The 12,117-nt window shown below is 68.0% G+C and carries 13 protein-coding genes; 5 read left to right on the top strand and 8 right to left on the bottom strand.

What is annotated here, in order from left to right; all coding sequences use genetic code 11:
- Window positions 1-13: 13 nt before the first annotated feature.
- The 6 genes from KO481_RS28650 to KO481_RS28625 form a co-directional block, all read right to left on the bottom strand.
- Window positions 14-2,464, bottom strand: a complete 2,451-nt coding sequence (locus tag KO481_RS28650; protein WP_372452019.1) for an MFS transporter — start codon at window positions 2,462-2,464, stop codon at window positions 14-16.
- Window positions 2,465-2,614: 150 nt separating this feature from the next.
- Complete coding sequence (gene rbsD, locus KO481_RS28645) at window positions 2,615-3,004, bottom strand: D-ribose pyranase (RefSeq protein WP_215917584.1); 390 nt, start codon at window positions 3,002-3,004, stop codon at window positions 2,615-2,617.
- Window positions 3,005-3,080: 76 nt separating this feature from the next.
- Complete coding sequence (locus tag KO481_RS28640) at window positions 3,081-4,028, bottom strand: ribokinase (RefSeq protein WP_215917585.1); 948 nt, start codon at window positions 4,026-4,028, stop codon at window positions 3,081-3,083.
- Between the two features lie 141 nt (window positions 4,029-4,169).
- Window positions 4,170-4,934, bottom strand: a complete 765-nt coding sequence (locus KO481_RS28635) for an ATP-binding cassette domain-containing protein (RefSeq protein WP_215917586.1) — start codon at window positions 4,932-4,934, stop codon at window positions 4,170-4,172.
- A 9-nt stretch (window positions 4,935-4,943) separates the two neighbouring features.
- Entirely contained in the window at window positions 4,944-5,948 is a 1,005-nt protein-coding gene (locus KO481_RS28630) for an ABC transporter permease (RefSeq protein WP_308166599.1), read from the bottom strand.
- Window positions 5,945-6,937 (bottom strand): sugar ABC transporter substrate-binding protein, encoded by a 993-nt coding sequence (locus KO481_RS28625; RefSeq protein ID WP_245400896.1) that lies wholly within the window; start codon window positions 6,935-6,937, stop codon window positions 5,945-5,947. The genes KO481_RS28630 and KO481_RS28625 overlap by 4 nt, the downstream gene beginning before the upstream one ends.
- A gap of 171 nt (window positions 6,938-7,108) precedes the next feature.
- Between KO481_RS28625 and KO481_RS28620 the strand changes: the two genes are divergently transcribed.
- Window positions 7,109-8,113, top strand: coding sequence for a LacI family DNA-binding transcriptional regulator (locus KO481_RS28620; protein ID WP_215917588.1), 1,005 nt, complete (start codon window positions 7,109-7,111; stop codon window positions 8,111-8,113).
- A gap of 9 nt (window positions 8,114-8,122) precedes the next feature.
- Here the strand turns inward: KO481_RS28620 and KO481_RS28615 are convergent, their stop codons facing one another.
- On the bottom strand, window positions 8,123-8,962 hold the full coding sequence (locus KO481_RS28615; RefSeq protein ID WP_215917589.1) for an alpha/beta fold hydrolase: 840 nt from the start codon (window positions 8,960-8,962) through the stop codon (window positions 8,123-8,125).
- 58 nt (window positions 8,963-9,020) lie between these two features.
- On the opposite strand from KO481_RS28615, the gene KO481_RS28610 reads away from it, so the two are divergent.
- Complete coding sequence (locus KO481_RS28610; protein ID WP_215917590.1) at window positions 9,021-9,569, top strand: helix-turn-helix domain-containing protein; 549 nt, start codon at window positions 9,021-9,023, stop codon at window positions 9,567-9,569.
- Between the two features lie 9 nt (window positions 9,570-9,578).
- Here the strand turns inward: KO481_RS28610 and KO481_RS28605 are convergent, their stop codons facing one another.
- Complete coding sequence (locus KO481_RS28605; RefSeq protein ID WP_372452020.1) at window positions 9,579-10,457, bottom strand: alpha/beta fold hydrolase; 879 nt, start codon at window positions 10,455-10,457, stop codon at window positions 9,579-9,581.
- 52 nt (window positions 10,458-10,509) lie between these two features.
- Between KO481_RS28605 and KO481_RS28600 the strand changes: the two genes are divergently transcribed.
- The 3 genes from KO481_RS28600 to KO481_RS28590 all read left to right on the top strand — a co-directional run bounded on the left by KO481_RS28600 (window position 10,510) and on the right by KO481_RS28590 (window position 12,114).
- A complete protein-coding gene (locus KO481_RS28600; RefSeq protein WP_215917591.1) occupies window positions 10,510-11,097 on the top strand; it encodes a TetR/AcrR family transcriptional regulator in 588 nt (195 codons plus the stop codon).
- Between the two features lie 141 nt (window positions 11,098-11,238).
- Window positions 11,239-11,601, top strand: a complete 363-nt coding sequence (locus KO481_RS28595) for a hypothetical protein (protein ID WP_215917592.1) — start codon at window positions 11,239-11,241, stop codon at window positions 11,599-11,601.
- A 21-nt stretch (window positions 11,602-11,622) separates the two neighbouring features.
- Window positions 11,623-12,114 (top strand): nuclear transport factor 2 family protein, encoded by a 492-nt coding sequence (locus KO481_RS28590; protein ID WP_308166600.1) that lies wholly within the window; start codon window positions 11,623-11,625, stop codon window positions 12,112-12,114.
- Window positions 12,115-12,117 lie beyond the last annotated feature (3 nt).

The following is a 12,117-nucleotide window of genomic DNA, read 5'->3' as shown; positions in this document are numbered from 1 at the left end:
CGTGGATCCGGGCTCACGCGTCGGTCCAGTAGCCGACGCGGACGTGGTGGGTGGCCTCGCCGCCCGCGACGGTGATGCTGCTGGTGACCGGGGGATAGCCGCGGGCGACGACGGTGTACTGGCCGTCGGCGAGGTCGGGGATCAGATAGTGGCCGGTGTCGTCGGTGCGGACGGTGGCGGTGAGGTCGCCGGTGGCGTCGAGGATCGCGATCTGGGCGTCGTGGACGGGGCGATTATCGTCCGCGAGAACCGATCCCGCGAGGACCGCGCGGGGAGCCAGGACGATGTCGTGGTGCAGGATGCGGCCGCCGGGGACGGTCAGGGTGGCGGCGCCGGGACGCATGTGTTTCGCGAGGGCGACCAGGGTGTAAGTGCCCGGGACGATGCCGTGGCAGAGGTAGGCGCCGTCTACGGAGCTGACCGCCGTGCCCACCACCTCGCCCTGTTCGTCGGTGAGGGTAACGATGGTGTCCGGGACCGGCGCGCCGGTCGTGGCCGAGCGGATCACGCCCGAGAGCTCTCCAGCGCCGTGCAGCAGCACATCCAATTGCCTTGGCATCCAGCCGATCGCTACTCCGGTGGCGTTCGGCTGATGGCCCTGCGCGGAGACGATCAGCACGTAGTTTCCCGGTTCCGGTGCGGCGATGAGGAAGTCGCCGTCCGGGTCGCCGGTCGTGCGCGATACCTGCTGCCCGCGTGTGTCTATCAGGGTGAGTGCGGCGTGCGGGACGGGCTGGCCGTCGTCGCGGCGGACCCGGCCCAGGACACAGTGCTCGGTTCCGGCGTCCACGCGGGCGAGCAGCGCGTCGAAGTGGTCGGACGCCGACTCCGGATCGTCCAGCAGTTCCGCGGCGTCATCCGGAACGGCCACGGACATGATCGGCTCGGCGACCGGATCATCCTGCAGCGGAATCTCTTTCATGAACAACAGCACGATCCCCGCCAGCACCGCGACGGCGGCGGCGATGAGGAATACCTCCCGCATCGCATCGGTGTATCCGGTCAGGATCGGAATCCGGAGCTGTTTCGGCAACGCCGCGATGTCGCTGGTGTCGCGCTGCAGTCCGGCGAGGCGACCGCCGAGCGCGCCCGGCGGATGTCCGCCGAAGGCCGCGACGATTCGTCCAGGGACGAGATTGAACAGGATGGTCAGGAAGACCGCCACCCCGAGCGTGCCGCCCATCTGACGCACGAATGTGGCCGTAGCCGTGGAGGTTCCGCGATCCTCGGGGCGGCAGGCGTTCTGTGCGGCGATGATCAGGGTCTGCATGCAGCCACCGAGACCGAATCCGATGATCCCGCAATACAACAGCGGCTGCCAGAGCGGACTGTCGTATTCGACGCGGCCGAACAGCCCCGCACCGGCGGCGAAGGCGAAACTGCCGAGCACCGGCAGGATCTTGTACCGCCCGGTGAGCTTGGTGACCACCCCGGACAGCTGCGCGCCGACCATGATTCCCACGACCAGCGGCAGCATCAGCAGTCCCGCGCGAGTCGGCGAATAGCCGCGCACCACTTGGAAATACAGCGGCACCAGGACGATGACCCCGAACATCGCGACGCCCACGATCATCCCGCCGAGGATGGAGACGCTGAACGTCGAGCTGCGGAACATGCGCAGTGGAATCAGCGCCGCATCCTTCATGAGCAACTCGGCGATCAGATACAGCACGAATCCCGCGGCCCCGATCCCGTAGCAGATCAGCGCGCGGTGCGAGCCCCAGCCCCACTCGCGGCCCTGCTCGGCCACGATGAGCAGCGGCACCACGCAGGCGGTGAGCGTTATGGTGCCGAACCAGTCGATCCGATGGTCCTGGCGCGCGTGCGGCACGTTGAGTACCCTCGCGACCACCGCGAACGCGACCACCCCGATCGGCACGTTCACCAGGAATACCCACCGCCAGCCGTCCACGAGAAGCAACCTGTCGTAGTTGGACAGGAAGCCGCCCAGGACCGGTCCGAGCACCGTCGCGACGCCGAACACCACCATGAATCCGCCCTGGTACCGCACGATCTCGCGCGGCGGGACGATATCGGACAGGATCGTGAACGCCAGCGCCATCAGCCCACCCGCACCCAGACCCTGGAACGCCCGGAACCCGGCCAGCTCGTACATCGAGGTGGCGAACGCGCAGGCCGCGGACCCGATCAGGAACAGCGCGATCGACGTCAGATACAGCGGCTTACGCCCGTAGATATCGGCCAGCTTGCCGTACAGCGGGGTGGTGATCGTCGCGGTGATCAGGTACGCCGTCGTCGCCCAGGCCTGCTGATCGAATCCGTGCAGGCTGTTGGCGATTCGCACGATCGCCACGCTCACAATGTTCTGATCGAGCGCGGCCAGGAAGATGCCGAGCATCAGCCCGGTCAGCACGGTGCGGATTCGGCGTGGCGACAGCACCGCGCGATCGGCCGTCGCCGGGATTGCGGGCGCCTGCTTCTCCTGAATCATGCTGTTGGTCACTGTCGTGGGTCCCTGCCGTCGGGTCGTGAAGGTGATGACGCACAAACAGTGGTTATTCGTCAGCAAAACGAATTTGGATCGGGGATCACGCGCGGGTTGTCCGATCCGCCCGGGTATATCCGGCCGCTGGCGGAGGGGGCACGCAGTGACCTACAACCAGGGCACTCCCGCGCGAAGCAGCACATTCGCGTAGGGGCGGGCCTCGCCGGTCCGCACGACGAAGCGGCAATCGGCGATGCGGTGCTTGAAATCCTCGTGGTCGATCAGCTCGGCGTGTACTCGTTCGTCGAGAAGGGTTGCGGTGTCCGGGTTTTCGGTGGAGACCTCGCGGCTGGCCCAGGCGGCTTCGATGGTGACCTCGTGCAGGATCAGGTCCAGGACCGGTTCGAAGTGTGGGAATCCGTAGCTGATGCCCAGATCGATGACGGGCACCCCGGTCGGTACCGGCAGTCCGGAGTCGCTGATCGCGAACAGGTCGGTGTGGCGCAGGCCCGTGAGGGCCGAGGCTAGTTCGGCGTGAATGATGCCGGTGGTGCGCATGGTGGGACTCCTGTCGAAAAGCATTGCAAGGGGGGTGCTCGGCTCTCATCTCGTGCCCAGCCCGGGACGCGAATCTCTAACTGAGGGGCTGAGACTCGGGCACTGTCGGTAGTGTCGCCGCGATCTGCTCGCGGGTGGGGTAGGAGCTGTGGGTGCCGGGCGCCTGCACGGCCAGGGCGCCGGCCGCGGTGGCGGTCCGGACCGCCTCGCCGAGGTCCGTGCCTTCGGCCAGCGCCGTGGCCAGGGCCCCGACGAAGGCATCGCCCGCGCCGGTCGAATCCACCGATTCCACCCGGGGCGCCGGCTGATACGCGCCCGCTACCGCGTTGTATCCCGACTCGCGCCGCGCCCACACCGAGCCCGCGGAGCCGAGCGTCGCCACTACCGACGGCACCCCGCTCAGGCACAGTGCGCGTGCCTGTTCGAAGGCCTTCTCGGGCGTGTGCGGGACCACGCCGCCGAAGGCGGCGAGCTCCGATTCGTTGACGATCAGCGGATCGCAGCGGCGCAGCAGGTCGTCCGGCAGCTGTGTGGCCGGGGCGGCATTGAGAATGAATCGCCGGGCCCGCGCCGCGGCCCAATGCACCACGCGCAGAGGCACTTCCAGCTGCGCGACCACGACCTGCGCCGTGCCGATCAGGTCGGTCTCGGCGACCAGTGCGTCGAGTTGGTGATCGGTCTCCCAGCGGAAGTTCGCGCCCGGATCCACGACGATCTGATTCTCGCCGCCCGCCACCGTGATGTACGCGGTCCCGGTCCGGGTGTCGGGGACCTCGCGCACGGCGGCGAGTCCGATGCCATACTCCAGCAACGACTTCCACAGTCCGGGATCGGCATCGGCGCCCACGCGGGCGATGAACTCGACTCGACCCCCGGCACGGACGGCCGCGACGGCCTGATTGGATCCCTTGCCGCCCAGATTGGTTCGCGAGCCCAATGCCAGCACCGTCTCGCCCGGCGCGGGCAGCCGCGCCACCTCGCTCACCACGTCCCGGTTCACCGAGCCGATCACGACAACGCTCACGACTCCGCCTCGCTGGCGCCCGGCTCCGTCGTGCGCGTGGCGCGCTGGCTTATTGGTTCGCTCCGCTTCGCTGCGCTCACGACTCCGCCTCGCTGGCGCCCGGCTCCGTCGTGCGCGTGGCGCGCTGGCTTATTGGTTCGCTCACGACTCCGCCTCCGCGGTCTCCAGGTTCCCAGGGGTCGCCCCGGTGATCAGCCCGACCAACTTGTCTCCATCGACCTCGGATATCGGATGCGCCGCTACCGATCTACCGCGCCGCAGCACCCGGACGTTATCGCAGATCCGCATCACCTGCGCCATATCGTGGCTGATGATCAGCACGGTGACGCCGCGCTCGCGCAGTTTGCGCACCAGCTTCTCCACCGCAGCGGTCTCCCGGACGCCCAGCGCCGCGGTCGGCTCGTCCATGATCACCATCGCCTCGCCCCACGCCACCGCGCGGGCGATCGCGATGGACTGGCGCTGGCCGCCGCTCATCCGTCGCACGGTCGTGCGCACCGTGGGCACGTCCACGTCCAGTTCGCGCATGATCTCCGCGCTGCGGCTGATCATCCTGCGCCGGTTGACGATTCCCAGCGGATAGACCAGCTCCCGGTTGAGGAACAGGTTCTGCCACACCGCCAGATCGTCGATCAGTGCCAGATCCTGGTAGACGGTCTCGATGCCCATTTTGCGGGCGTCCTCGGGGGAGCGCAGCCGGACGGGTTCGCCGCGGAACAAGATCTGCCCGGTGTCGGGCGACTGCACGCCGGTCAGACAGCGCACCAGCGTGGACTTTCCGGCGCCGTTGTCGCCGACCAGCGCGGTGACCTCGCCCGCGGGAATGGTCAGCGAGACGCCGCCGAGGGCGCGCACCGAATCGAAGGATTTGGTCAGGTCCCGTGCCTCGAGCAGGGGAATGGTCATGTGTCGCACCTACTTTCGGAAGCGGGAGATGCCGGCGGCCAGCAGCAGCACCGCGCCGACCGCGACCGGCTGGTAGTACTGCGAGATGCCCAGGATGGTGAACCCGTTGATCAGCGAGGTGAACAGCACCGCCCCGGCGACGGTGCCCAGCACCGAGGCCTTGCCACCGTTCAGCGACGACCCGCCCAGCACCACCGCCGCAATCGAACTCAGCAGGTAAGTGGTCTGCAGTGAGGGATCCGCGCCGCCGTTGCGCGCCACGAGCATCACCCCCGCGATGCCGCACAGCAGCCCCGACATGGCATAGGCGAACAGCCGGATCTTATTCACCGAGATGCCGGTGTCGCGCGCGGCCTCCAGGCGCCCGCCGGTGGCGAGCAGATGCGTGCCGATGCGGGTGCGGAAGATGATGCCCGCCACCACGAGCGCCGCGATCAGCGCCATCAGCCAGAACCAGCGCACCGGGCCGATGCCGTCCAGGGCGAACTTGGACAGGAACGGCGAGCTCACCGCGGTCGTATTGCCGTGTGTCAGTAGCAGTGTCAGACCGCTGATCACACTCAGCATGCCGAGGGTGACCACGAAGTCGGTCATCTGCAGCTTGCCGACCAGATAGCCGTTGAGCACGCCGACCACCAGCCCGCCCAGGATCGCCACCGCGATACTCACCGCGAGCGGATAGCCGCGGCTGTTCATGAAGCCGAGAAGTGCTGCGGCCCAGGGCAGATTCGCGCCCACCGACAAATCGATGCCGCCAACGGTGACCGCGAACTGCTGACCCAGGGCCAGCACGGTCAGGATGGTGGCCGAGACCAGCAGGTCGCCGATGTTGGACATGGTCAGGAAGTCCGGAGTGGCGATGAAGAACGCCACCCAGAGCAGCACCAGTGCGATCGGCGCCGCGTATTCGGCTGTCTTGGCAAGGATTTCCGTGCGCCCCTCACGCGCACCGTCGCCCTTCGTGTCCTTGGCGTCCCGGCCGGGATCAGCGGGCGCGATATCTGCCGCGGTCACTTGTTCAACAGCCCTTCCACCGGGTTGTCGAAGGTGACGATCGGCTTCGGGAACGCGGAGATCTGCGCAGCGACGTTGTCCGAGTTGATGAATGCGATCGGGGAGACCACGCGGGCGGGCAGCTTCTTGCCCTGGTGCAGGGCCAGGCAGGACTGCACGGCGATCTGCCCCTCGGCATACGGGTACTGGGTGACGGTGCCGGTCAGGCTTCCCGATTTGGTCGCGTCGAGCGCGGCCTGAATGCCGTCGGTGGAGATGACCTTGATCTGCCCGCTCTTGCCCGCGTTCTTGATCGCCTGCGCGGCGCCCAGGCCCATGGTGTCGTTGGCGGCGTAGATGCCGGTGATATCCGGGTGCGCCTTCAGGATCGCCTCGGTGACCTGCAGGCCCTTGTCCTGCTCGTAGTCGGCGGGCGCCTCCTGGACGACCTGCAGCTTGCCGGCGACCGCATCATTGAAGCCCTTGTCGCGGTTGATGCCGTTCTGCTCACCCGCGATGCCCTGCAGCACCGCGACCTTGCCGGTGCCGCCCAGGGCCTTCAGCATCTCCTGGCCCGCGGTCTTGCCGGCCTCGACGTTGTCCGAGCCGATGAAACTGGCGTAGCTCACCCCGGCCGCCTTGGAGGCGTCCGGGTCGATCTGGGTGTCCAGATCCAGGATCGGGATGTTCTTGCGGGCGACGGCGGTGAGCGGGGTGATGACGTTGGTGCCGTTGACCGGAACCACGCCGAAGCAGTTGAAGCCCTGCGCGGCCATGGTGGAGATCTGCGCGTTCTCCCCGTCGGCGTCCGTCTCCGACTGCCCGGCCTGCACGGTCACCTTCACACCCAGCTTGGCTGCCTCAGCCATCGCGCCGTCGCGCAGCGCGGCCCAGTAGGGGTTGGTGAAATTGCGGGTCACGATGGCGATCTTGAAGTCGCCGGAGCTGCTGTGATCACCGCGCCCACACGCGGCCGCGGCGAGCGCTCCGACGAGGACAAGCGGCGCCATTGCACGCCTGAATCGAGCATTCATGGGGTACGACCTATTCCCTGTTCCGATCATCAACTCGTGTTGATCAACACGAATTGATGAGTAGTCTGTGACCTGACTCACCCGCTGTCAAGGGGCTGGGCGCAATAGCGTGGCAACGACGCACGAGGCGAACACAGGAGAGCTGGAATGGTAGTGACACGGGCCGACGTCGCGCGCCTGGCGGGTACCTCCCCGGCTCTGGTGAGCTACGTGCTCAACGGCGGGCCGCGGCAGGTGGCTCCGGCGACCAGGGCCCGCATCGAGGCCGCCATCGCCGAACTCGGCTACCGGCCCAACATGTCCGCGCGCAGCCTGCGGATGAACCGCGGGCACGCGCTGGGCATGGTGATTCCCGACGGCGCCAATCCGTTCTTCGCCGAGCTGTCCGCGGTGATCGAGGCGGCGGCGTTCGCCCGGGGATACCCGCTGTTCGTCGGCAACGCCGCGGGGGATTCCGAGCGCGAGCAGGCCTACGTGCGTACCTTCATCGATCGCAGAGTCGAAGGGATGCTTGCCATTTCGTCGTCCTGGGAGACCGGAATCGGCGATGCCTGCGCGGCGGCGGACATGGTGCTGGTAGCCCTGGACCGCATCATCGATCCGGTCCGGTTCGCCCACGTGATGTGCGATTCGGTCGGCGGCGCGGAGCAGGCCGTCGCCCACCTCGTCGGCCACGGCCACCGCGAGATCGCCTGTCTGGCAGGGCCGCGCGTCTCCACGGCCGACGATCGGGTGCAGGGCTACCGGAATGCGCTGGCCGCCGGGGGATTGCCCGAGGGGCCGATCGTCCGGACCGATTTCGGCGGCGCGGCCGGCTACCGCGCCCTGTCGGAGATCATCGCCGGACCGCGCAGGCCCACGGCGGTTTTCGTCACCAGCGACCTGCAGGCCATGGGCATGCTCCGCGCTGCCTACGACGCGGGCCTGCGCGTGCCCGACGATCTCGCGGTGGTTGCGTTCGACGGGATCGAATACGCCCGCTACACCCGGCCGGGGCTCACCACCATGGTGCAGCCGACCCGTCGGATGGGAGAACTGGCGGTAGATCTGCTCCTGGAGCAGATCGACAGCCGCACAACGGATCCCGGCGTCCATCACCTCGATGCGACGCTGCGGACCCGCGGTTCCTGCGGCTGTCCCGACGACTTCTGAGCCGGACGTCTACGCGCTCACCAGGCGGCGAATCGCGGCGGCCACCTGTTCGGGTTTCTCCGCGGGCACCACGTGTTCGCAGTCCGCGTCCTCGAACCGCGCACCGACCTGTTCGGCGTACCGGCGCTGGTACTCGCGGATGGTGCCGTGGTTGCGGGCATGCATCCGGTCGGCCCGGGATGCCGAGATGAGGACGATGTCGCAGTGCGGCGGTTTCGGTGGGCGGCTTCGGAATTCGCCGATCCCGCTCGCGACCGCCGCGATCTCGCGTCGGTTCTGGGCGATGCCCGCGGGAGAGAAGTCGTCGGTCAGCATCGCCTCGTAAGTGTCGGCGGGGAACATGCGGCCGTAGGGCCGGGTCAGCACGCGCATGAGCGTGCGCGAGCGCGCGAGTGCCTGCTGCACGGCCAGAATTCGGTCGGTCTGCCGCGCCGTGGCCGACCAGTCGTCGTAGATCGGGGCCGCCTCGGGGGTGGTGTCGACCAGTACGAGCCCGTCGGGGTGGGGCGAGAGCCGTTCGATGGTCCGGCGGACGACCAACCCGCCCATGCTGTGCGCCACCAGGATCAGCCGGGTCGGTGCGAGCGCTTCGACCATGGCGACGAGTGTGTCGGCCATGTCGTCGAGGCTCTGGGGTGATTTCGCAGGGCCGCTGCGCCCGCGCCCGGCGCGGTCGTAGGCGACGGTGCGCGCGATATCACCGACCAGTGGCACGACCGGATCCCACAGCATCCGCCCGGCCCCGGCTCCGGATTCGAACACCACGCAGGTGTCGCCGGAACCGGCTTCCTCGAGGTAGATCTCGGTGCCGCGCACCGTGAGTCGGCGTCCGGATGCATTTCTTGTCATGCCCGCTCCCCATTAGTTCCAGTTTTGGAAATGGTACCAAAAATGGGATAGTAGAGCTATGGACCCCACCGAGTTGCTGCTGCACCCCGTGCGACTGCGCATCGTGCGGGCGCTGTCCGGCGGGCCGGCGCGCAGCGCGAGCGAGCTGTGCGAGCGCCTGCCCGACGTGCCGCGCACGAGCATCTATCGGCAGCTCGGCCTGCTGGTCGACGGCGGAATGCTGGAGATCGGCGACGAGCGGCGGGTGCGCGGCGCGGTGGAGCGCTTCTACCGGCTGCGCGGCGACCGCCCGACGATCGCCCCGGAGGCGGGGGACACGATGACCGCAGACGATCACCGGCGCGGGTTCGCCGCGTCGATGGCCGTGCTGATCGCCGAGTTCAACGCGTATCTCGACCGGCCCGGAGCCGCCCCGTTCGCGGACTCGGTGAGCTACCGGCAGGGCACCCTGTGGCTCAGTGCCGAGGAGCTCGACGCGATGCTCGCGGGCCTCCACGGGATCGTCGCGCCGCTCGCGGCGAACCAGCCGGGCCCCGGGCGGAGGCCGTATGTGGTGAGCCCGATCCTCTTTCCCGGCGAAGAACCCGCGCCGGGCGATGGCGAGTGATCGTTACGGTCACGAAAGTGGCAGCGGCCCTTTCGATTCGGCCGCGGTGTCGGTCAGAAAGGTGGACATCGCCGCGGCCACGGCCTCGGGCCGGTCGAGCATGGACAGGACGTAGGCGTCGTCGATCTCGACCAGCCGGGCGTGGGGGATCAGCTCGGCCAGGCGGCGGCCGTGTTCGCGAGGCATGACTTTGCCCGCCGAGGACCACAGAATGAGGGCATGGCCCGGGAAGTTGTGCAGTGCTTCGGTATTCGCGATCAGATCAGCCTTAGGGAAGCTGGATCTGGTGTAGGCCAGCAGGTCTCGCCGAATGTCCCGGTTGTGCAGACCGGATTCGGTCCAGCCGCGTACCAATTCGTCCGGCAGTGGGCGGCGTGCCATCCAGCCGAACAGCAGTGGCGATCGGCGCAGCCACCCGATCCGCAGCTGCCGCAACGCCAGCGTGACGCCGCCGGGTAGCGCGCCGGCGACCATGGCCATCCTGCCGGGCAGGCCGGGCGGAAAATTGCCGAATGCCTCGCAGGGCAACACGATCAGCCGTCCGACGCGTTCGTCCAGGCCGTACGCGGTGAGGAACAGGCCGCCGCCCCAATCGCTGTGAACCAGTGTGACATCGCGCAGCTCGAGCGCCGCCAGGAAATCGGCGAGGAGGCGATTCATGCCGCGCAGGCTCAGGTCTGTGCCCGGGCGCAGCGGTTCGGGATGCGCGCCGAGCGGCAGGTCCGGCAGCACGTACCGGAAACCCGCCGGGAGTCGTCCGATGACCGAGTCCCACTGCGTGTGATTCATCAGCAATCCGTGCAGCAGCACCACCGGTGGCCCGTCGCCGTGCTCCGTGTAGTGAATCCGACCTGCGGGTATCTCGACGACCGGCATCTCGACCTCCATTCGAGCGAACGCTCTAGAGCCTTTGCTCTAGTCTGGGTGGATGGTCGAGAAGATGTCAACCCGAGACCGGTTGATCACTGCGGTCGGCGAGCTGATGCGCGGCCGCGGCTACAGCGCCGTCACCGTCAAACAGATCACCGCCGCCTCGCGGGCCCCCATGGGCTCGCTCTATCACCACTTCCCCGGCGGCAAGCCGCAGATCGCCGCCGTGGCCCTGCGCACCTCGGGCGCGGCATACATCCAGCTGCTGCCGCTGCTCATGGACCCGTATGAAGACCTGCGCGAGGCCGTCCCTGCCGCCTTCGCCGCGGCCGCGGAGACCATCGAGCAGAACGGCTGGATCAACATGTGCCCGGTCGCCACCGTCGCGGGCGAGATCGCCGACAGCGAGCCGGATCTGCGCGAGGTCGCCGCCGAGGTCATGACCTCCTGGATCGCTGAGGGTACAACGTATTTCGTCCGCCGCGGACTAGCCGAACCCGACGCCCGCGAGCTGACCCTGGCCGTCCTGTCGGCGCTCGAGGGCGCCTTCATCCTCAGCCGCACGCTCCGCTCCACCGAGCCACTCCTCGCCGCCGGCCGCGCGATGGGAGACCTCGTGGAATCGGTGCTGGCGCGAGAACCGGTGGCGGATCGGTAATATCCGGCCCGGACAACCGCTTCGTGACCGGGCAGGTGATCTTCGCCGACGGTGGTGCGGAGGCCGCGGCGATCGGTGATCACCACTGGCGGTGACGGCCCCGGAGGTACCATTCGATATCGGTTCTCGAGGGAGATTGTCATGAAGAAACGGACGACTCTCGTGCTGGTCATCTCGGCTCTTGCCACCGTGTTGACCGGCGTTATGGCAGGTCAGGCACAGGCCGGGTCGGCGTTGGGTTCGGACTGCGCGGTGCTGGGGCCCATCGGCTCGAACGCGGTTCCCACCCTGGCGCCGTTGCAGAACATGCCGCAGAGTCAGGCGGCTCCGAAGCTCAACGCATATCTGGGGCAGCTGCGTGGGCAGGAGGGCAGGCTGACCACCGCCCAGGGCAAGGCCGATCTGCACGCATACATCGACGCCCTGCAGAACGCGACCTCGCCCTCGGCCGCGCCGCAGATCATGGCCGCCATCAACAAACTGCAAACCGACTGTCCGACATAGCCGATCACCGGGAGGGGCGGCGTGCCCGTATCCGAGCACGAACAATTCGTCGCGAACTTCATCGACTTCTGGCGTGATCCGTCCACCGATCGCATGCCGGAGCTGCTGCACCCGGACATCGTGCTGACCCAGCCGCTGGCCGCGCCGATGCGGGGCCTCGATGCCGCTCGTGCCGAGTTCGAGGGGATCTGGCGGTTGTTTCCCGATCTGCGTGCCCAGATCGACCGCTGGAGTGGCGATTCCGAGCTGCTGTTCATCGAGTTTCGGTTGCGGGCCCATGTCGGGCGCGAGCTGATCGAGTGGCCGAATATCGACCGCTTCGTGCTGCGCGACGGCAAGGCGATCGTGCGGACGAACTACTTCGATCCGCTGCCGGTCTTCGGCTGGGTGGCCAGGCATCCGTCGCTGTGGTGGCGCTGGTGGACCTCGGGCGTGGCGCGGCCCTGGCGGACTGGGCACACCATGGCCGACTACACCGCTCTTCCCCTTCCAGGCGGGGGTCTAACCAGGTAGGCC

This window comes from Nocardia albiluteola, from assembly GCF_018860155.1.
Classification (GTDB): Bacteria; Actinomycetota; Actinomycetes; order Mycobacteriales; family Mycobacteriaceae; genus Nocardia; species Nocardia albiluteola.
The sequence above is the reverse complement of the archived record's forward strand: the minus strand, read 5'-3'. Positions and strand labels throughout refer to the sequence as shown.

Bases quoted from the DNA above. Each gene is read 5' to 3' on its own strand.
- rbsD (WP_215917584.1), bottom strand. From the start codon at position 3,004: ATGCGCACCACCGGCATCATTCACGCCGAACTAGCCTCGGCCCTCACG.
- KO481_RS28605 (WP_372452020.1), bottom strand. From the start codon at position 10,457: ATGGAGGTCGAGATGCCGGTCGTCGAGATACCCGCAGGTCGGATTCAC.
- KO481_RS28625 (WP_245400896.1), bottom strand. From the start codon at position 6,937: ATGGCGCCGCTTGTCCTCGTCGGAGCGCTCGCCGCGGCCGCGTGTGGG.
- KO481_RS28600 (WP_215917591.1), top strand. From the start codon at position 10,510: ATGTCAACCCGAGACCGGTTGATCACTGCGGTCGGCGAGCTGATGCGC.
- KO481_RS28620 (WP_215917588.1), top strand. From the start codon at position 7,109: ATGGTAGTGACACGGGCCGACGTCGCGCGCCTGGCGGGTACCTCCCCG.
- KO481_RS28635 (WP_215917586.1), bottom strand. From the start codon at position 4,934: ATGACCATTCCCCTGCTCGAGGCACGGGACCTGACCAAATCCTTCGAT.
- KO481_RS28595 (WP_215917592.1), top strand. From the start codon at position 11,239: ATGAAGAAACGGACGACTCTCGTGCTGGTCATCTCGGCTCTTGCCACC.
- KO481_RS28615 (WP_215917589.1), bottom strand. From the start codon at position 8,962: ATGACAAGAAATGCATCCGGACGCCGACTCACGGTGCGCGGCACCGAG.
- KO481_RS28610 (WP_215917590.1), top strand. From the start codon at position 9,021: ATGGACCCCACCGAGTTGCTGCTGCACCCCGTGCGACTGCGCATCGTG.